The sequence below is a fragment of the Chroococcus sp. FPU101 genome (assembly GCF_017312365.1).
GTDB lineage: Bacteria > Cyanobacteriota > Cyanobacteriia > Cyanobacteriales > Microcystaceae > Chroococcus.
The window spans coordinates 19,726-39,449 of sequence record NZ_BLJI01000022.1 but is presented as its reverse complement, the minus strand read 5'-3'; the positions used below and the strand labels follow the sequence as shown (position 1 = coordinate 39,449).

The following is a 19,724-nucleotide window of genomic DNA, read 5'->3' as shown; positions in this document are numbered from 1 at the left end:
GAATAACACTAGGATTAGAACATGATTCCTGATACACGATCGCAAATGAGAATTTTAATCATCGATGACCATACATTAATACTCGATGGAACAGTTGAATTACTAAAGAAACAGCATCCTGAGGCAACAATTTTGACTGTACAAACGGCTCAAGAAGCACGTCAAGAAATCGAAGTATTTCAGCCAACTTTAGTTATTATGGATCTTTCTTTACCCGAAACGCTCGGCAAAACAGCTACAGTTGAAGTGGGACTACACTTATTACAAAACTTGATGAAAAAATATCCTTGTCTTAATTTGATGGTACAAAGTAGTTATGTTAAAGCCTTAGTTCGTCTTAAACATGAAATTGATGCTCATCAAGGAGGTTTTACAATTGCAGATAAAAGTCTATCAGAAAAAGAAATGTTAATGCGACTGAATTGGGCGATGCAAGGAGTAACTCACACAAAAGATTTAAAAAATGGTCTTGAAGTGAAGCCAGAATGGCTAGAGGTGTTGCGTTTAGCCTTTGAAGAGGGATTACAAGATAAAGCGATCGCAAAACAAATTAATGTTTCTGAACGGATGGTACGTCACTACTGGACAAAGTTGCAAGATATTCTAGGCATTTATCCCGAAGATGATAAAAATTTACGGGTACTAACTTTAAAACGTTCTCGTGAAGAAGGGTTGATCGATTAATGAATTTTTGCAATATTAATTACTGTAGAGGCATGATGAGATAAGATAAATTCTCCGTAATCTGCTAGATTGTCTAAACCTGAAAAATTTAAAACAATCTCGGATGCTAACCACATAAGACTCATTGTTACTAACTTTTTCCATTTAACTTTCATTGTCGTCACCTCATAAAATTCCCTAACTTTATCTTTTTTCTTTTATCTGTTGTTTGTTGTAATCTGAGGATTAATCTTTTGTATTTCATGTTGTGTTTGATTGAGAACAGAAAGAATTAAACCTTGTTTTAGTGCAGGATGTGGTAATAGATCAGCACAGAGAAAGACTACAAAAAGGGTTTTTAGAAACTCAATTAAAATTGATTTAATTGAAACTTGAGGATTTTCTACATCAAACAGATCATAAGTGGCAATTTTTTTATTTAGATATTTATTAAGTATTTTTAACATTGTTCTTACCTTCTAACTTGTATCTTTAGAATAGGAGAACTGAACAAACTAAACGTTAGTCATAGTAGTAATCATCAATACTTGATCCAGTTAACCTAATTGCACAAAAGTGAAATGTCCCCAAAAGAAAATTTCTAAGTAAACTCAAGAGCTTACCTAGAAAATCTGTTTCTCAAACTTAAAAAAACTGAATGTTAAATCCTGATTACTGAGGTGTTGGAACACCGAGCCAAATTCTTTCCTCGCCAGAAAGTTTTTCCATTTCAGAGCGAAACCAAAGTTCAAACTGTTCATTTAATAAACGTTGATACAGCGATCGATCTAGCTCGACTCCTATCCATTGTTCAAGTCGCACAATCACCCAATGTTGACCAAGACGAACGGGTAAATTGATTTGACCAACTGTACAACCTCGAAGCATATATGCAAAGCCTTCAGGAAGCGTACCCACTTCAACAGGCCCAACTAAACCACCAGTGATTGCCTCTGAGCCTTCAGAATAAAGGCGGGCTAATTCATCAAAAGATTGTTCCCCTTCCACTAAGCGAAAATATAATTCATGGGCAACCCCTTCATCAGCAAGACGTATCCAAGAGTAGATCACCCGATCTAGAAAACCTTTCCGTTTCAAGAAATAGCTAGGAATAAGCGTACCCCATCGGCTTTCTTTGTATTTTTCGATGCGTAACTTGCGAGTTGCCATTGCTTCTAGCTGTTCTGCACTCAACTGATATCGTTGTTGCCATGCTTGTTGTTGTGTTTCTTCCGTTAAACCCCAAAATTGATAGAAGCTAATGATGGCTTGTGCTGTTTCTTCTGGACTACACTGAATTGTGGCAATCTCTCGATCTAGGATTTGCTCGCCCAACAAATGAGGAATGAGTTGATAACTTGTTAATAAAGGAATGATGTTGGTATCGGTGAAAGTAAAAGAATCGAGAGAAAGTAGTGTAGTCATTTTAGGTACAGATTTTAATAATTATGGGAATATAATCTAGAGAAAAAGCGAGGGAATGGAAATAGGAGTAGGACACAACACCTATTTCCAGTAGCCGTTGAGGAAGATTAGGCAAAAGAAGTCGGGTAATGATCGAAGGTGACGGCATAACTCGTATTGCCACTGTATTGATAGACTTGTAGGAAGTAGTTGCCAGAATCATTAAAGTTATTAATGCTATCCGAGCTAGTACCGCCCAAGGTTGAGCTACGCAATACTTCACCACTATCAACGATACGGTTATTGTTGGAGTCTCTAATCAGACGAATATCTGCATCGCTGCTCAATCCAGTGAGTCGAATATTGACTCCTTCATAAAAACTCAGAGAGAAAGAATAAGTATCGGTGGTGTCTGTGCTGCCGACGTAATCATAAAAAGTGCGATCGTAATTTAAGTTACCAACACTTGTTTCATTGGGTAGTTGATTACTGGCTCCGTATGCCGCAGATAGGTTAATGCGATAGGGAAGGTATTGATCAGATCCTAGAGCATAACGATCAACGACTGCTAAATAATTACCCGCTCCTGCTTGATAGTTAATCGAGTCTTCGCCATTGCCACCTCTAGAAGAAGAAGATAAGAATTGATCGGAAGAATCTAGGTAGCCGTTGTTATTAGAATCGCGATATAATCTCAAGTCAGCATCATCACCATCTGCACTCATTCCAAAAAGATGTAAGTTAATATTGCTAGTACCACTGATGCTAAAGCGGCGTACATCTTGATGATAGGTGGTGTTGAGATAGTCACTTCTTTGAACGACTGTAGAACCAATATTTCCTAAGTTGTATGTTGTAGTAACCATTTGTTTTAATCTCCTGAACTGGTTTGTTTCTATGTTTTTAGAATAAAAAAAAATCAACAAGTAAACATTAGGTGTTTGTGTAGACCTGATTACGTTAATTAGCCGTTTCTTTTTCCGAAAACTGAAATGTCTGACTACTTTCTAACCTTTTAACCCAATTGACACAAATAATAGAGGCACTTCAGTCCGAAATGTCTCTACCACTACAACTATTGAAAATTGATATAAGAATTAGGGGGATATATTACAGAAAAAAAGCCAGAGAAGGAAATAGGAGTAGGACAAAACACCTATTTCCAATAGCAGTTAAGAATGATTAGACATCAAAAGTCGCGTAATGATCGAAGGTGACGGCATAACTGGTGTTGCCAGTGTATTGATAGACTTGTAAAAAGTAATTGCCTGAAAGATCATAGCTATTAATGCTATCGGAGCTAGTACCGCCCAAGGTTGAGCTACGCAACACTTCATCACTATCAACAATATGGTTATTGTTATAGTCTTGAATCAGACGGAGATCGGCATCGCTGCTCAATCCCGTGAGTTGAATATTGACTCCTTCATAAAAACCGAGGGAGAAAGAATAAGTATCGGTGGTGTCGGTGCTGCCAACGCTATCCCAAAAAGTCTGGTCATAATCTAAGTTACCAACATTGATTTCATTGGGAAGTAAATTACTGGTACCGTATGTCGATGATAGGTTGAGGTTATAGGGAAGGTATTGATCAGATCCTAGTGCGTAACGATCGACTACTGCTAAATAACTCCCGGTTCCTGCTTGATAGTTAATCGAGTCTTCGCCATTACCTCCTCTATTAGAAGATTGTAACCATTGGTCAGAAGCGTCTAGAATACCGTTGTTATTAGCATTCCAATATAAACTTAAGTCAGCATCATCGCCATCTGCACTCATGCCGAACAATTGTAAGTTAATGTTGCTCGTCCCACTGATGCTAAAGCTATAGGTATCTTGACTGAAATATGAGCTAAGAAAGGTACTTTCTTGAACGACGGTAGAACTTAGATTTCCTACGGTGTATGGAGTAGTAACCATTTATTTTTATCTCTAGAACTTGTTTATTTTTATATTTTTAGAATAAAAAAATATCCCTAAGTAAATATTAGTTATTTAAGCAAAATACATTTCTATAATTAACAAAATAATCTGTTAAAAAAATGAATTTATGAATTAATATATCATCGTTTTTATTCATTAAATAAAATCATCATTGCAGAAAAGTGTAATGAGTATTACAGAAAAGTTTATACTTGATTGACTTAAAGTTGAAGTATGATTTGAGATAAGACATCAATAGCTTGAATTAATGAATGATGTGGGAAATTCAGACAAGGTTTAAATTATGTCCATTCGGGATAATCCCTGGATTGACTTTAACGGGTTTAATCTTGCTCACTCGTTCTCTAGGACTATTTCAACTATTTGAATGGTCTGCTTTAGATATTTTTCTCCGCTCTCGTCCTTTTGAAAAGCTCGATCAACGGATTCTGATTGTGGGAATTAATGAAGAAGATATTAGACAACTTGGAAAATATCCGATTACTGATGCAGAACTCAGTACCCTGATTACAACATTACAACAGTATAAACCAAGAGCGATCGGTGTAGATATCGTCAGAGATCTGCCCGTTGAACCAGGATACTTAGAACGACAAAAAATCTTTCAAAATAGCAAAAATTTAATCGTCATCGAAAAAGTCTTAAAACCCTCTATTGCTCCCCCTCAAAACATTGACACTACACAAATTGGCTTTTCTGATGCTATACCTGATACTGATGGGCAATATCGACGCATTTTATTAGGAATGTATCACGGAGAAAACTATAAATTTTCCCTAAACTTACGTCTAGCTGAACTCTATTTAGCCAAAGAAAAAAAAACCTTAAAAAATGGTATTCATGATCCTGAAGCCATGCGTTTTGGTCAAACTGAATTACCTCGTTTTTATCCACATACAGGAGGCTATGTCGGAACTAAGGCGGGTGGTGTACAAATGCTGCTGAATTATCGCAATAGCCTAAACCCATTTCGGATCTTATCACTTCATGACATTAAAGCCCGTAAATTTGAGCCAAAGTGGTTAGAGGATAAAATTATTTTAATAGGGATTATGTCACCTAGTGTACCTGATATAGTTAATACAAATGCTCTGGCTTATTCAAAACTGAACGGACAAATTTACGGTATAGAATTTCAAGCACATGGTATCAGTCAAATTTTAAGCGTGGTTTTAGACAATAGACCGCTTTTACGAACCATGTCCGAAGGTTGGGAATATTTGTGGATCATTTTTTGGGGAATACTCGGTATTTATCTGAGTAGCGTCACTTCATTACCTTTTAAAAATTTACTGATGATTGTTTTGAGTAGTTTTAATCTGCTATTTGTTTGTTATTTAGTATTACTAGGTGGTTGGTGGCTGCCAGTCGTCCCGTCTGTACTCGCTCTTATAATTAATGGAGTCATTTTAACAGCGTTTTATCAGTATGAACAAAAAATACAAGTTCAGATCGAAGAACATCAACGAACCATAGAACATACTTTTACAGTAATTCATAATGGGCCATTACAAACTTTAGCCGTTGTTTTACGTTCCTTACGAGAAAAAGACGTACGTCAAGCTGAATTACTTCAACAACTTGAAACCCTAAATCAAGAAATTCGAGACATTGGGGACTATCTAAAACAAGAATCGATTACTCAAAATGATAGTATCAGACTTGGTAATGGCTTAAATCTTAATTTAATACGTCCGCTTCATGAACTTTTATATGAAGTTTTTAGTAATACACTAGAACGCGATTTTCCTTGTTTTGCTACTCTAAAAGTCAAAGTTCGCTCATTTGAACCAATTGAACCCGCTAAATTATCGAATGAGCAAAAACGACAAATCTGCCAATTTTTAGAGGAGGCTATTTGTAATGTCGGTAAACACGCATCTGGAGTTAAACGAATTAGTGCGATCGGCAGTTTAAAAAATGGCTGGTATACCCTCAGTATTCAAGATAACGGTCAAAACAGTCAAAACACGACGATGGGACGAGGTACCAAACAATGTCAACATCTGGCTAAACAACTTGGTGGAACCTTTAAGCGAGAATTTATTACACCAAACGGAATGTATTGCGAATTAAGCTGGCCTCTCAAAAGCAAGCGTTTATCCCAGTTTTTTCCCAAAAAACCTCATTAATTAGGAGTTTATGCTATGCACACTAAAAGCATTTTGTCAATTAGTTTAGGTGTTTTTCTAAGTTTATCTAATGTCGTTTGGGCGGGTTATGTACCACCTGCCAAACAAGAGCCACCGAGTGACTATTCTAGTTCTACTGGAATCCGTTCTGGATGCCCGAATCAAGAAATTAATAGCGAAATGTTGGTCATTCTGGCACCTCAGACCTATGTTGGAGAAACAACATCGGTGCGACCTCAGTTTACTTGGTGGACAGCAGTTCCATCCGATCTTGATTTTCGTTTATTTGAGTTTACTGCGAATGGTCAAGTCAAACAAAAAGGCAATCCGATTTCAATAAAAAGTTCTGCTGGCATTAATCAGCTATCCTTACCCACAGAACACCCCCCACTCACAGTAGGTCAAAAATATCTCTGGCAAGTGGCTCTGCGTTGTCCTAATGGCAATTATGTTTTAGAAAGGGCAGAATTTAAAGTAGTGACCGCCCCTTCTAATATCAATCCTAATCTCAATAGCTCAGAAAAAGTCAAACAGTATGCTCAAGATGGATTTTGGTATGATGCTTTGTCAGAAAGTTTACAAGAGTCATCTGGAAAACTAGGGAAATTAGGATCTGATCTTATATCATCATTAGCGATGTCGGAAAACCTTCTGATATCAGCACTTTGACGGACAATCAGCAAAAAATCATTTTAAAACGTATAGAAAGTTTAGAAGAGATTTCTAGCAATTGGCGTTAAGATGCTTGTAGAGACTGATCTGAATAAACATTTTTTGAGACTTTCATCGTGTCTAAACATTCTTGGTTATTCTTATTGTTAACTTGTATGGGCTTGTGGAGTGGTGGACAAGCCGTACAAGCACAAGCCTTATTACCTTATAATCCACAACTCAATTCTGAACAACTCGAACAAGCAGGTTTAGAAATGGCAGAAGAAGCCATTCAACTGATGCGCTTTGAGCGTCCCGATGCCGCCCTTTCGCGGGCAGAATTATCGACTCAACTAGCCCCAGAACGTTTTCAAACTTGGTTTATTTTGGGCAGTTTGTATCTACAGAGTGAAAAAGTTGATCAAGGTATTGAAGCCCTTAAAAAAGCTCAAACTCTAGCCCCAGAAGAAGCTGTAATTCGTTTTACCCTCGGTAGTGCTTATTTTGAGAAAGAGGATTATCAAACCGCAATCAATGAGATTAACGAAGGATTAAAATTAAAATCGGATGTTCCAACGGCTTATTTTGATCTAGGCAATTCTCACCTAAAATTAGGACAGTATGGGGAAGCTATTAACGCTTATAAAAAAGCCGTTACTATTGAAAAAAATTTTTGGCCAGCGATTAATAATATCGGTTTAGTTAAATACGAACAGGGGGATCTCACGGGCGCGTTAACTGAGTGGCAAGCCGCCCTAAAAATTGATCCTGAACAAGCAGAACCTAAACTAGCCCAAGCTGTAGCTATTTATACTCAAGGCAAAAAAGCTGAGGGTTTAAAATTAGGTGAAGCGGCTTTAATGATCGATGGTCGCTATGGAGATTTAGAATTTTTAAGAAAAAATCTTTGGGGAGAAAAACTTTTAGCCAATACAAAAAACTTTTTAGAAACCCCTGAAATGAACGCAGTTTTAACAAGGGTTCAAACTCAACCAACAGAGGAACAACCATAATCGATTTTTGTTTTGTTGTAGGGGTTTGGTTCAGTAAACAGTAAAACAGTCAAATCAATTTTAATACTGATTACTGGTCACTGATGACTGTCATGGGTTTGGTCGCCAAACCCTATTTTAATGATCTATCTTGATTCCCTGAATTGCATAATCTAACAATTCCATTGGATGATATAGAGGTATTTCTTTTTCTTGTATTGAAAGATGTTTTTTAATCTGTAATGAACAACCAGGGTTAGCGGAAGCAATTAAGTCTGCTCCAGTGTTGTACAGATTTTGTACTTTTGAACGTCCTAATTCGTCGGCGATTTCGGGCTGTAGCATATTATAAACCCCTGCACTGCCACAGCATAAAGCCGCATCAATCGGTTCTTTTAATTTCACATTGGGAATTTGTTGTAATAGCTGACGAGGTTGTAAACTGATTTTCTGTCCATGTAACAAATGGCACGCATCTTGATACACAATTGCCAATAGAGATTTATTACTAATTGGCGACAGGTTTGCGGTTAATCCGACTTCGGCTAAAAATTCTTGGACATCTCGGACTTTTGCGGAAAAATCTTTTGCTTTGGCTTGATATTCTAGATCATCTTCTAAAATATGGTCATAAATTTTGAGCGTATGCCCACAGCCTGCCGCATTGATAATAATATAATCGACATCCGTATCGGCAAAACTATCAATCATCTGACGGGCTAATGCTTTTGCTTGTTCTTCTTGTCCTTGGTGTGCGGGGAGTGCAGCGCAACAACCTTGAGTTTTTGGGATGACGACTTCACAACCATTCGCGGTTAAAACCCTTACTGTTGCTTCATTGACGGGTGAGAAAAATAAGCGTTGCACACAGCCTAAGATTACACCGACGCGATATCTTTTTTCTCCTTGTGCGGGAATCACATCAGGATAGTTTTTATTGATTGATGATAAATTGATTTCGGGTAAAATCGATTCCATTGCAGCTAAACGCGGGGAAATCAGTTTTAGTATACCTGTTGCTCTAACTAATTTCTGTAAGCCAATTTTTTGATAAATCCAAAATAAAGGTAATAAAAGCTTGAGACGGACGGGATAGGGAAAAAGATTAAAAATTAACCATCTAATCAGTTTATCGCCTAAACTACGGGGTTGATTTCGTTCAACTTGGGGACGAGTTGCATCGATTAATTGATCATATTTTACCCCCGATGGACAAGTGGTTACACAGGCCAAACACCCTAAACACGTATCAAAATGCTGTGTTGTCGTTTCATCGAGTGAAGCTTGTCCTGTTTTGATCGCATTCATCAGATAAATTCGGCCTCGTGGGGAGTCCATTTCTTTACCTATGACGCGATAACTTGGACAGGTAGATAAACAAAAACCACAGTGAACACAACTATCGATGATTTCTTGTTTGGGTGGTTTTCTCGTATCAAAACCTTTGATTTCTCGTTCTAGTTGTTCTTGATAATTAAAAGTGTTCAATGGTTCAGGGTTTGTGGTATTTGGATTATCTGAAAGTTGCATAGTCTAGGCTATCGATGAGCGACATATCTCTAAGATAGCCTAGTTCAGTTCTTAATAACCTGCGGACTTACGATGTTCAATAGCACTCACTCCCTCAGTTTCTAAGAGTTCTCCTTTTTCGACTATGGCATAAATTAACCAACGATCGCCACAAGCCATAATGTTTTCTACACGACATTCTAGATAGGCTAAGGCTTCTGAGAGGACAAGACAACCATTTTCAGCCGTTTTTGTCGGAATTTCGCTAAAAGGATTATCTAATGTACTATGACGGGAAAAATAACGGCGAACATTGCGACCTTCTTTGAGTATATTTAAAACAAAGCGATTTCCAGGGTGTCTCATCAGATCAGCGTTTTGGTCTTCGGCAATAGCAATCATTAAGCTAGGGGGATTGAAACTTGCTTGGCTGACCCACGATGTTAAAATTCCTTTGGGAGTATTATCGTTTTGGGTGGTAATAACGCATAGTGATCCAATAATACGACCGACTGCTTGTTCAGTGCGATTAATTTGAGCGTCTGTTACTGAACTTCGAGGGGTTCTGATTTTTTTGTTTTTCTTTAAGGCTTGAACAAAATCGGCACCCGCTTGATAACATTGTTCTATGTCTTCTAAAGTGGGACTAAAACGAACCCGAATCGCATCAAAACCGAATCGATAATTAGCATCCTGTAGTTTAGTTTCTAGAAGATCAACTGCTTCACCACTCCAACCATAGGAACCAAAGACCCCCGCTAATTTGGTTTTAGCAGCACTAGATAAGATCATACCGAGTGCGGTTTGAATTTGGACTGGTGCATGACCTCCCAGTGTCGGAGAACCGATAATAAAACCATCACAGGTTTCTATTGCTTTAAGAATTTGATTAACGTCGGCAAGTTCACAGTTAATTGATTCTATTTCTACACCATTATTGATCAATCCCTGTGCGATCGCATTAGCCAGTGTTGCCGTATTGCCATAAGCTGAAGCATACAACAAAGCAACCTTATAATCTTGGCGTTTTTGTTGTCCACACCAATAACGATAATCATAAGTGAGACGACTAACACTATGACGCACTAGACAACCATGACACGGTGCATAGCCTTTGACCGAAAAACGCGCTAATTTATCTAAAGCATCTTCAACTTGTTTCGCCTGGGGTGCGTGTAAACAGTCAAAATAGTAAAGACGATCACTATCTAAGGTTTTCCAGTCTTCATCCGTAATCGAATCTTCACAGACATGAACCCCAAATAATTTATCAGTGTATAACAGTTCCGTTACTGGATCGTAAGTACATCTTGCATCAGGCCAGCGTGGAGTCGGTACATTAATAAATTGTAAGTGATGACCTTGACCTAAATCTAGGGTGTCGGGACAACTGATTAATTGAGTTTCATTCAAGGTTGTTTTTAAAATATTAGCAGCAGGACGCGAACAAATCACGATCGCTTGTGGTGCTTTTGTGAGTAAAGCTTTGAGGGTAATTAAACGGTTAGGATTAACATGACTCAGAATAATATAGTTAATCTGGTTTAAATCGATGGTTTTACTCAGTTCATCGATAAAAATCTCCGTAAATGAGACCCCTGGGGGATCAATTAAGGCAACTTGGTCGCTTTGAATAAGATAAGAATTAGCCGTTGTACCGCGTTGACGAGAGTATTCTACTTCAAATTTCAGACGTTCCCATGTTCTTGAACGAAACATGATTGTATTTTTGGCGATCGCTGCAATTTGAACATCTCTGGTACGAGTGGGAGTTAATGTCATCATGGTAAAAATTCCTTTATTATTTAAAATTCTTCTTCATTTTTGGGGTGTCTGCTTTTATAGCGTTGTGTGATCGCTTGTTCTGGATCAATTCCTTCAAAAGTGGGTGGCAACCAAACCCGAATTACAAGGAGAAAACCTAAGACCATCAGAAAAGCACATGAGGCTAAAACTTGATGCCAATTGGTTTCTAGGACTCCGCGTACAATAACTTCTCGCAAGACGGAAACAATAGAAACTTCTACCGCGACTCCAATAGATACGCGATGTTCTTGGAGATAAATAATAAGTAGGCGAAATAATTCAACTAAAATCAGGAGGAATAAAAAGTCAGCCGTAACGATGTGATAATCAAGAGGTGGTAGCAAAGATAGAAACATATGCCATGTTTGGAGTACCATTAGGCTAAATAGACCCATACAAAGCAAAATAACGATTAAATCTTGAATCAATTCTAAGCTACGCACGATGAGAACTCGGTTTAATTGACTTCCAGATAGAGGTGTCTTGTCGTCAAGAGGTTTGTACATGATTTTTTTCTCTTTGGGGTGAATTAATTAATAATGATTTCCGACTTTGCGATGATGAATTGCAGTTAAAGCATTAACATCCGCGACTCTACCTGCTTCAACGGTGCTATAAATAACCCAATGATCGTTACAATCGAGACGGCTAGTCACTTCACATTCGAGATAAGCTAAAGCATCGGCTAGAATAGGTGAACCGTTATTTGCGGAATAGGTTTTAATACCAGCAAAACGATCGTCACCTGGTGCAAACCGTTTCAGGAAATGCTTCATCAAATGTTGATAGTTGCCTTCCCCTAAAATATTGAGAATAAAACGATCTCCAATTTGGAGTAAGTCAATAATGGCGCGATCTTTAGAGACTGCGATCGCAATACCCAACGGACTTAAGCTTGCTTGTGTCACCCAAGACGCTAACATCGCACTGCTGAGATCTTCTTTTTGGGTGGTTAGAATATAAAGTCCACTGCTAATACGTCCTAATGCTTTTTCTAAGTCTGGATTAATCGATTTAATTTGTTTTATATTACGATCGCGGGTTAATTCTTGTCCTAAGTCGGTTCCTGCTTCATGACACCGTTGTTCAATCGCTAAAGTCGGCGGTTCTTTGATTAAAATGGGGGGAAACGCTTCCATGAGTCCATTACTAAAAAACTGACTCCGTAAAGGGAACAGGGGTTCATCTTCTCCACCACCCGACTCGAATAAACCCATCACTTGTTTAGGGTGTGTCGCGGCAATAATCGTTTTGAGGGCGGCTTGTGCTTGTGATGCTGACTGGGGCGGCATTCCAACTACTATCCCCTTGGCATCGATCACCCATTCACGAACTTCTGAGAGATCAACGCTAGCGAGATCAATCTTTTCGACGATGACACCAGTACGACTAATTCCTTCGGCGATGGCTGTTGCGATCGCGTTACTATAGCCATAGTCTTCGGCGTAAAATAGAGCAACTAGCGTTTCGGTTTTAGTCTGTTCTTCACTCCAAACTCGATAGCAATCCATCCATTGTGGGATATGATGTTTGAGTAAAGGCCCGTGTCCAGTCGCAATAATATTAAACTCTAATCCTTCAATTCGTTTTAAAGCACTGAGAACCGATCGCGCATTTGGCCCCATTAAGCAATCATAGTAATATTTAAAATCTGCTTCGAGTCGTCCTGTGTCTTCATCATACGTATGATCATCACAGTAGTGCATCCCAAAGGCATCACAAGTATACAGAATTTGGGTTTTCGCATCATAGGTAAAAATCGTATCAGGCCAGTGGAGATTCGGCGCAGAATAAAAGCTTAATTCGTGTCCATTTCCTAGATCCAGTTTATCCCCATTTTTGACCTGCATCGATTTAAAGGGACGATGCACCATATTTTCTAAAAACTGAATCGCTACTTTCGCCCCAACAATTATAATATCGGGTGCGAGATCTAAGATATCTGCAACTAAACCACTATGATCGGGTTCGGTATGGCTGATGATTAAATAATCGATTGATTTAGGATCAACGAGTTTTGTTAAAGTTTCTTTATATAAAGTTTCAAATTTACGATGAGAGGTATCGACTAAAGCAATCTTTTCACCTTGAATGAGAAAAGAGTTATAAGTTGTGCCATTGCGTAAACCGAATTCGATATCAAAGCGATCGCGATCCCAGTCTAATGAACGCATCGCCGTTGTTTCAGCTGCAATACCAACTGTTTGTAAGGTTAGACGTTTAACCTCAGAAGTTGAATTAAGACGATTTGTGATAGCAACCATAGTTTCTTGCTCGTTGAGACATCAGTGGTACTGATCTGTATAGTCGCCTAGTAATTAAATTTTGTAAAATGTCAATGTTTTAAGCCTTATATAAGAAATTTATATTAATTTTTGATAATTATAATATTTTATTTAATATATTTACTATAGTCTATGTATAATTAAATTTACATTTAAAAAAGTGTATATAAATTCAGCTTTTTTTGCCTCATTTTAATCTTCTTCTGTCTAGGAGAGGATGAAGACGCACTTAAACGAATGTAGCCCGTTTAAACGGAATTTAAGTTTAAAATGCGATAATTTATTCTAGATTCGGGATTAATTACGATTAAATCAAACCTTAGCTTGTTTTAGATAATACTCATACCGTCCTTTAAGCTGATCAATGGTTAGATCTTGTGACCAATATTCGACTAAAGCATGACCAAACGCCCAAGCATTAAGATCTGGCGCAACGGGATTTTCTAATAGTAAGGGCCAAAGCGATCGCAAATCAAAATAGGCATCAGTTTGATCCGAAGTCAGTAGCGAAAACAAATCATATGCCATTTGCAGTTTACCAATCACTACGGGTAATTGCTCAATGGGGATTTGTTGGGCTAAGATATATGCTGCCGTTGGGGTACCTGTGGTCAAAGTAGCAATAAAAGAAAGAATTGGACTTTTAAGAAAAGTGGCGAGTCCCTGTGTTGTTGCCATTTGGAGGGTATAGCGATCAATAATTTTAGCCGCCCCCACAATGCGAGATTCTTGATCTTTAAGAAAACGCGCTAGACGAATTTGTTTACTCGGTGCGATCGCTTCAATTAAGGTTAAAGATAAGATATCGATATTCCAAGGGGAACGATCTGAATTTACATCACTTGTAACAATTGGTACAGTTTTGTTGACAAATTCACCAAGTAGTCGATTTCGATATTCAGTGGCTTCTCGAATTGAAACTTCTTTTGGACGATCTCCCCATTGCCAGTCATAAGGGGGTTGCCATTCTCGAAGGGGGCGCAGTCGATCTACTTGAGTCACGACTGCAATCATCGGTATTGTCTCATTTTCGGCTTTCATTTCTTTAAGAAAATCCACATCCATCTGTAGGGCTGGATCGAGGGCTGGAGTGACTAAAATGAGTAAATCTGCATTAGTGGCGTAGTCTATGACGATATTGCGTAAATCTTGGCGGTTTACTTGTTCGTACCCTGGCGTATCCCAAAGCGTTAGGGTTTCACCAGTAGCCGTTCGATAATGATAACTTTTAATCTGATCTGTGCTGGGTAGGACATCGACTTCGGCTTTATCTGCTTGAAAGAGGGTATTAATCAGACTACTTTTTCCCGCCCCAGTTCGCCCAATAAGTAGAATATTAACGGGCTTTTGCTGAACTTCTGTCACGGGTTCGGCTTGAATAATAATATCTCGTAAGGTTTGGGTTCTTGCTTCGGGTACAGTATCTTGAGTAACCGCAATTTTTTTACCGCTATAAAGTGCGATCGCTTGTTGTGCTAAATTTTTTAAAGCCGCTTCCCGTAGGACTTGCCCTAAATTGACGATCAGTTGTTGAGTTGCCTTATCACTGGTTTTTTTGGTCGCTTGTTTAGCAACAGCAGCAGCAGGGTTGAGTAACCATTGCGCCCAGTTCCATACTTGCCACAGTTTACGCGCCGATGGTTCTAATTTTTGATAAACTTCATAGGCTTCGTACGCTTGTCCTACTGTAACTTGATTTAATGCGGGGCCTAATTTTTGCATCCATTGATCGAGATCATCAACGGTTCCTCTAATTAAAGTGTAGGCTTGAGGAACATAAATATTCAGTAACGGATATTTAACTTCAGGATAATAGATTTGTGAGATCGCTGTAACAATTTCCTGACAGCGTTTCCAGAAAGTTGTCCAGTCTTGCCAAAAAGGTTGATCGTTTTTCGCTTTTTCTAAAATATCTTTGAGGATCGATGATGCTTTTTGACTTGGATCATCATTTGTGGTTAACTGATTCGATTCTAGACTTGATTCTAACTCTTGATTAACTTCAGCAATAGCCGCTTCAATCTGTTTAACAGCAGGATTCGTCCATTGTACGATTAACCAACGCCAACCAACAAAAACTAACGTAAAAATCGCCCAGATCCAGCTTAATCCCCATTCGTGAATCTGCCATCCCGCAGCAAACAGGATAAATAGAATTATAGAAGCGATCGGAAGGGCTAAGATTACCCACTGCCAAGGTTTTAATCGTACCATTGCTCAAGTTTTCCTCTGTATCAAAGTAGAGTGAGTCTCAATTAGCCCACTCTATCTCTGATTTTAATTATTCCTCGTCTTCTACATCACTAGAACCAAATTTACTGACTAATTCAGGATTTTCACTCCAAGCACTTACAATATTAATCGTGCCATCGAGGAAGTTTTGCCGACAAGCGCGACGCTGGATCTTACCACTGGCTGTTTTAAGAATGGTTCCAGGTTTGGCTAAAACGATCGCATAAGTCATAATTTCGTGTTGTTCGGCGATTTCTTGGCGAATATCTCCTAAAAGTTTCTCCGCATCAATCTCACCGCTACGACGTTCGACTTCTTGGACAATTACTAATTGTTCTTCTCCATTATCTTCAATGGAAAAAGCCGCACCATAGTCGGGACGGAAAACCGAGTTAAGATGTTGGACAGACCATTCTAAATCTTGGGGATAGTGATTTGTACCGCGAACGATGATTAAATCTTTAATACGACCTGTAATAAATAATTCCCCATCTTTAAGGAAACCTAGATCACCCGTTCGTAAAAATGGGCCTTCGTTAGTATCTTGAAGATAAGCTTGAAAGGTTTCTTTGGTTTCTTCTCTACGTTGCCAGTAACCTTGTGCCATACTCGGATCAGATGCCCAAACTTCTCCCACTTCATCAGGCGCACAACGGGACAAACTAACAGGATTAACGATCGCAATATTCGTTTCACAAACACGTTGACCACAACCTGCTATATATCTTACACCAGTCGTTTGATCGGGTTTTGCATCAACAATTTTATTGCGTTCAATAGAAGCAGCATCAACCGCAGCAATAACGGGTTTAGTCCCTCTCGGTGAAGTAGAAACCAGTAATGTATATTCCGCTAAACCATAAGAGGGGGCGAATGCTTCCCAAGAGAAACCACACTGACTAAAAATCTCAACAAACCTTTCCATCACTCTAGGGTTAATCGGTTCGGCGGCGTTTCCTGCGGCCTGCCAACTGCTAAGATCTAATTCAGCAAGATCTTTTTCTTTAACCCGACGAATACACAGATCATAAGCAAAGTTAGGGGCTTGGCTATGGGTTCCGCCATATTTCGTCATATTCCGTAGCCATTGTACAGGACGTTTAATAAAAGCGAAGGGCGACATCAAATAACAAGGTGTTCCATTGTATAAAGGAACCATCATCCCTTCCACTAAACCGTAATCGTGAAAATAGGGCATCCAGGTTACAGATACGCTATCAGCATCATAACCGCAGGCTTTTTTAAGATATTTACAGTGGTGCATCAGATTAAAATGACTGAGCATCACCCCTTTAGGAATTGCGGTCGAACCAGATGTATACTGTAGGTAAGCTAGGATATCTTTATCCACTTCTGGATCTACCCACTGCTCGGCTAAAGATAGATCAACTGTATCAGTATCGATCCAGCGCATCTGATCGAATTCTGGAAATTCATCTTTAACAGTTTCAATGAGTCCTAAGATACTCGCTGTCGTTAGTGCAAAGGTAGCATTTGCATCTTTAACAATTGAACGAAGTCGAGGTAATGTCCTTTTCAGTCGCCCTGACTCTGGAGGAGGAACGGGAATTGCTATCACACCTGCATATAAACAGCCACAGAAAGCCGCTAAAACTTCTAACCCTTGGGGATATAGAAGTAGGACGCGTTCTCCTTTTGCGTTATATTTCTGGAATAGAGCAGCGATCGCTCTTGCTTGTCGATCCAGTTCCCCATAGGTTAACGGTTCGCTAGGAGTCTTGCCATCAATTAAAAACGTGTATGCGTGTCCATCACTTTGATGTTGCGCCCGATATCGTAATAATTCGACTATTGTAGAAAATTCAACAGGATTCGCAGAGTTTTGTATTAAGGCTTGAGTCATCTTTATATCTAGGTTTTTACGCTATTAAAACAATATATTGAGAAAGATTACAATATACTCTCTGGCGATAGGATAAATCTAGAACAAAGATTGGTCAAGTTAGATTATTTTTCAGGTTTTTCTTAGCCAAAACACAATTACATATATTATTCTGTATAATATAATACATTTAATTAATAAACTTAAAACTGCCTGAGATTCAGACAGTTTCAGGTTTAGACTATACTACACGTTAGATGAAGGGTTTTCTTCTTGAGACATTTGACGCTCCATCGTTTCGATCGCTGCATTTAAGCCCGCTAATCTTGTTTCTAGTTCATCACGCATCGATTTAAGGAACCGTAGCTTTTGTTGACGATATTCCCGACGCGAAACAGTTTGACCACCCCAACAAGGATTACCAAAGAAAGGAAACATAAAAATCGTCCTCCACGCTTGTAATTACTATTGTGCCGAAATTCCAGAAACTCTGGCTATCGAGATTACCGAACCTTGAATGACGACTCAATCCAATCAAAAATAGATCAGCGCGTTTTATTGCAATCAACTATACAATTAACAGTATCTTCTCCTTTGAAACAAGAGAAAACACCAAGAATGATCGCTTAAATTTTTCTTAACCTTTTGACCTTGTTTATGATTCCATTTCAGCCTTATTCCTTTGCTGCCCCAACGACTGAAGAAACGGATTATTTTGATTATTTTTATGATGAACCTGGAAGTGAGCCTGGCACACTAAACATTGAACCGACGGCTAAACCTTCTCGGATTATTTTAATCGATTATGACGAAAATGATGCGATCCGAAAAGTTGATATGACTCCTAATGCTTTGTTGCCTTATTTGGGTAAAAATAGCATTTCTTGGATGGATGTTCAGGGTTTAGGGAGTGAAGATGTTCTGCGAGAAGTTGGGGATATTTTTGATTTACATCCACTTTTATTAGAAGATATTGTTAATGTTCCGCAACGCCCTAAATTAGATGAGTATCAAGATAAATTGATGTTTATTGCTCATATGGTTCGACGGCATGAAGAAGAAGATGGATTTGTCACGGAGCAAGTTAGTTTTATCTTAGGAAAAAATTATTTAGTCACCTTTCAAGAAGAAGAGTTAGAAGATTGTTTTGATATTGTTCGAGAACGAATACGGAACAATCAAGGAAAAGTCCGTCAACAGAAAGTAGATTATTTAGCTTATCTTCTTTTAGATTCATTAATTGATGGTTATTTCCCCATTTTAGAACACTATGAAGAAAGAATAGAAGATTTAGAAGAAAAAATTCTGGCTACTCCTGAGCGAAAGTTAATGCAGGAAATTTACAGTATTCGTCGAGAATTACTGGCTTTAAGACGTTTACTTTGGCCTTTAAGGAATGTTTTAAATTTAATGATTAGAGATGATAGTGATCTTCTAACACAAGAGGTACAAATCTATTTTAGAGATTGCTATGACCACGTTATACAGTTACTTGATATTTTAGAAGCTTATCGAGAATTAGCATCAAGCTTAATGGATGTTTATATGTCCGCCGTTGGTAATAAAATGAATGAAATAATGAAATTTCTAACCGTTTTTACCGCTATTTTTAATCCTTTAACTTTTATTGTTGGCGTTTATGGGATGAACTTTGAAAATATGCCCGAATTACAGACACGTTGGGGATATTATATTGTCTGGGTGGTGATGCTCTTCATCGCAGTTACCATGATTTTGATCTTTTGGAAAAAAGGTTGGTTTAAAACAACTTATTCTCTTGATGAGAAATAGCCCTGTAGGTCATTGTTTAATTATTTTGAAGAATTGACCCAAGGACTGTGTACTATAGAAACAGAAGAGAGTTAGCGAGAAGGTTGCGGGTTGAAAAGATCCGAGGAAAGTCCGGGCTTCCGAAAGACCAAACTTGCTGGATAACGCCCAGTGCGTGTGAACGCGAGGAAAGTGCCACAGAAAAATACCGCCAGTGAGTGAAAGTTCATCTGGTAAGGGTGCAAAGGTGTGGTAAGAGCGCACCAGCAGTATTGTGAAATACTGGCTCGGTAAACCCCGGTTGGAAGCAAGGTGGAGGAACAAAGGTTGGTCTTTTTCCTGTTCCGTTGATAGAACCGCTTGAGATGTTTGGTAACAAATGTCCTAGATAGATAACCTTCCTCTCCAAGTTTAGTCATTGACTAATCTTGGTTAGAACAGAACCCGGCTTATGTCTAACTCTCTTCTGTTAAGCTTTAAAAATAGGTCAATA

The 19,724-nt window shown here is 38.5% G+C and carries 17 protein-coding genes and 1 other RNA gene; 6 read left to right on the top strand and 12 right to left on the bottom strand.

From position 1 onward, the window contains the following. Positions 1 to 21: 21 nt before the first annotated feature. Entirely contained in the window at positions 22 to 684 is a 663-nt protein-coding gene (locus CFPU101_RS17165; protein WP_242578055.1) for a response regulator transcription factor, read from the top strand. Here CFPU101_RS17165 and CFPU101_RS17160 read toward each other — a convergent pair. The 5 genes from CFPU101_RS17160 to CFPU101_RS17140 form a co-directional block, all read right to left on the bottom strand. Beyond that, positions 681 to 839, bottom strand: coding sequence for a hypothetical protein (locus CFPU101_RS17160; RefSeq protein ID WP_206816556.1), 159 nt, complete (start codon positions 837 to 839; stop codon positions 681 to 683). The two genes, CFPU101_RS17165 and CFPU101_RS17160, sit on opposite strands and share 4 nt — an antisense overlap. A gap of 42 nt (positions 840 to 881) precedes the next feature. Then, the gene (locus tag CFPU101_RS17155; protein ID WP_206816555.1) at positions 882 to 1,130 is read right to left on the bottom strand and encodes a hypothetical protein; all 249 of its coding nucleotides are present in this window, start codon (positions 1,128 to 1,130) and stop codon (positions 882 to 884) included. 205 nt (positions 1,131 to 1,335) lie between these two features. Further along, entirely contained in the window at positions 1,336 to 2,088 is a 753-nt protein-coding gene (locus tag CFPU101_RS17150) for a peptidylprolyl isomerase (RefSeq protein ID WP_206816554.1), read from the bottom strand. Positions 2,089 to 2,195: 107 nt separating this feature from the next. Further along, positions 2,196 to 2,933, bottom strand: coding sequence for a pre-peptidase C-terminal domain-containing protein (locus tag CFPU101_RS17145; protein WP_206816553.1), 738 nt, complete (start codon positions 2,931 to 2,933; stop codon positions 2,196 to 2,198). 316 nt (positions 2,934 to 3,249) lie between these two features. Then, complete coding sequence (locus tag CFPU101_RS17140) at positions 3,250 to 3,987, bottom strand: hypothetical protein (RefSeq protein ID WP_206816552.1); 738 nt, start codon at positions 3,985 to 3,987, stop codon at positions 3,250 to 3,252. Between the two features lie 275 nt (positions 3,988 to 4,262). Here CFPU101_RS17140 and CFPU101_RS17135 point away from each other — a divergent pair, with 275 nt between their 5' ends. From CFPU101_RS17135 to CFPU101_RS17125, 3 genes are all read left to right on the top strand, one after another. Continuing rightward, positions 4,263 to 6,143, top strand: a complete 1,881-nt coding sequence (locus CFPU101_RS17135; RefSeq protein WP_206816551.1) for a CHASE2 domain-containing protein — start codon at positions 4,263 to 4,265, stop codon at positions 6,141 to 6,143. A gap of 15 nt (positions 6,144 to 6,158) precedes the next feature. Then, on the top strand, positions 6,159 to 6,812 hold the full coding sequence (locus CFPU101_RS17130; protein WP_206816550.1) for a DUF928 domain-containing protein: 654 nt from the start codon (positions 6,159 to 6,161) through the stop codon (positions 6,810 to 6,812). 158 nt (positions 6,813 to 6,970) lie between these two features. Further along, entirely contained in the window at positions 6,971 to 7,807 is an 837-nt protein-coding gene (locus tag CFPU101_RS17125; protein ID WP_206816578.1) for a tetratricopeptide repeat protein, read from the top strand. Between the two features lie 117 nt (positions 7,808 to 7,924). On the opposite strand, the gene CFPU101_RS17120 is transcribed toward CFPU101_RS17125, so the two are convergent. The 7 genes from CFPU101_RS17120 to CFPU101_RS17090 all read right to left on the bottom strand — a co-directional run bounded on the left by CFPU101_RS17120 (position 7,925) and on the right by CFPU101_RS17090 (position 17,899). Further along, the gene (locus CFPU101_RS17120; protein ID WP_206816549.1) at positions 7,925 to 9,316 is read right to left on the bottom strand and encodes a (Fe-S)-binding protein; all 1,392 of its coding nucleotides are present in this window, start codon (positions 9,314 to 9,316) and stop codon (positions 7,925 to 7,927) included. 51 nt (positions 9,317 to 9,367) lie between these two features. Then, positions 9,368 to 11,080 (bottom strand): diflavin flavoprotein, encoded by a 1,713-nt coding sequence (locus CFPU101_RS17115; RefSeq protein WP_206816548.1) that lies wholly within the window; start codon positions 11,078 to 11,080, stop codon positions 9,368 to 9,370. A 20-nt stretch (positions 11,081 to 11,100) separates the two neighbouring features. After that, positions 11,101 to 11,607: a phosphate-starvation-inducible PsiE family protein gene (locus tag CFPU101_RS17110; protein ID WP_206816547.1), complete on the bottom strand. Its 507-nt coding sequence runs from the start codon at positions 11,605 to 11,607 to the stop codon at positions 11,101 to 11,103. Between the two features lie 27 nt (positions 11,608 to 11,634). Further along, positions 11,635 to 13,365 (bottom strand): diflavin flavoprotein, encoded by a 1,731-nt coding sequence (locus CFPU101_RS17105; protein ID WP_206816546.1) that lies wholly within the window; start codon positions 13,363 to 13,365, stop codon positions 11,635 to 11,637. A gap of 333 nt (positions 13,366 to 13,698) precedes the next feature. Then, positions 13,699 to 15,600 carry a GTPase family protein gene (locus CFPU101_RS17100; protein WP_206816545.1) on the bottom strand — a complete coding sequence of 634 codons (1,902 nt, stop codon included), beginning with the start codon at positions 15,598 to 15,600 and terminating at the stop codon, positions 13,699 to 13,701. Positions 15,601 to 15,667: 67 nt separating this feature from the next. Continuing rightward, on the bottom strand, positions 15,668 to 17,482 hold the full coding sequence (locus tag CFPU101_RS17095) for a fatty acyl-AMP ligase (RefSeq protein WP_206816544.1): 1,815 nt from the start codon (positions 17,480 to 17,482) through the stop codon (positions 15,668 to 15,670). Between the two features lie 225 nt (positions 17,483 to 17,707). Further along, entirely contained in the window at positions 17,708 to 17,899 is a 192-nt protein-coding gene (locus CFPU101_RS17090; protein WP_206816543.1) for a hypothetical protein, read from the bottom strand. 219 nt (positions 17,900 to 18,118) lie between these two features. On the opposite strand from CFPU101_RS17090, the gene corA reads away from it, so the two are divergent. Both corA and rnpB read left to right on the top strand, forming a co-directional pair. Then, positions 18,119 to 19,252, top strand: coding sequence for a magnesium/cobalt transporter CorA (corA, locus tag CFPU101_RS17085; RefSeq protein WP_206816542.1), 1,134 nt, complete (start codon positions 18,119 to 18,121; stop codon positions 19,250 to 19,252). A 67-nt stretch (positions 19,253 to 19,319) separates the two neighbouring features. Beyond that, an RNA gene (gene rnpB / locus CFPU101_RS17080) (RNase P RNA component class A) lies at positions 19,320 to 19,698 on the top strand. Positions 19,699 to 19,724 lie beyond the last annotated feature (26 nt).

Coding starts and splice junctions, on each gene's coding strand:
- CFPU101_RS17100 (WP_206816545.1), bottom strand. CDS start 15,600: ATGGTACGATTAAAACCTTGGCAGTGGGTAATCTTAGCCCTTCCGATC.
- CFPU101_RS17165 (WP_242578055.1), top strand. CDS start 22: ATGATTCCTGATACACGATCGCAAATGAGAATTTTAATCATCGATGAC.
- CFPU101_RS17160 (WP_206816556.1), bottom strand. CDS start 839: ATGAAAGTTAAATGGAAAAAGTTAGTAACAATGAGTCTTATGTGGTTA.
- CFPU101_RS17150 (WP_206816554.1), bottom strand. CDS start 2,088: ATGACTACACTACTTTCTCTCGATTCTTTTACTTTCACCGATACCAAC.
- CFPU101_RS17115 (WP_206816548.1), bottom strand. CDS start 11,080: ATGATGACATTAACTCCCACTCGTACCAGAGATGTTCAAATTGCAGCG.
- CFPU101_RS17135 (WP_206816551.1), top strand. CDS start 4,263: ATGATGTGGGAAATTCAGACAAGGTTTAAATTATGTCCATTCGGGATA.
- CFPU101_RS17120 (WP_206816549.1), bottom strand. CDS start 9,316: ATGCAACTTTCAGATAATCCAAATACCACAAACCCTGAACCATTGAAC.
- CFPU101_RS17110 (WP_206816547.1), bottom strand. CDS start 11,607: ATGTACAAACCTCTTGACGACAAGACACCTCTATCTGGAAGTCAATTA.
- CFPU101_RS17130 (WP_206816550.1), top strand. CDS start 6,159: ATGCACACTAAAAGCATTTTGTCAATTAGTTTAGGTGTTTTTCTAAGT.
- CFPU101_RS17155 (WP_206816555.1), bottom strand. CDS start 1,130: ATGTTAAAAATACTTAATAAATATCTAAATAAAAAAATTGCCACTTAT.
- CFPU101_RS17140 (WP_206816552.1), bottom strand. CDS start 3,987: ATGGTTACTACTCCATACACCGTAGGAAATCTAAGTTCTACCGTCGTT.
- corA (WP_206816542.1), top strand. CDS start 18,119: ATGATTCCATTTCAGCCTTATTCCTTTGCTGCCCCAACGACTGAAGAA.
- CFPU101_RS17105 (WP_206816546.1), bottom strand. CDS start 13,365: ATGGTTGCTATCACAAATCGTCTTAATTCAACTTCTGAGGTTAAACGT.
- CFPU101_RS17125 (WP_206816578.1), top strand. CDS start 6,971: ATGGGCTTGTGGAGTGGTGGACAAGCCGTACAAGCACAAGCCTTATTA.
- CFPU101_RS17095 (WP_206816544.1), bottom strand. CDS start 17,482: ATGACTCAAGCCTTAATACAAAACTCTGCGAATCCTGTTGAATTTTCT.
- CFPU101_RS17145 (WP_206816553.1), bottom strand. CDS start 2,933: ATGGTTACTACAACATACAACTTAGGAAATATTGGTTCTACAGTCGTT.
- CFPU101_RS17090 (WP_206816543.1), bottom strand. CDS start 17,899: ATGTTTCCTTTCTTTGGTAATCCTTGTTGGGGTGGTCAAACTGTTTCG.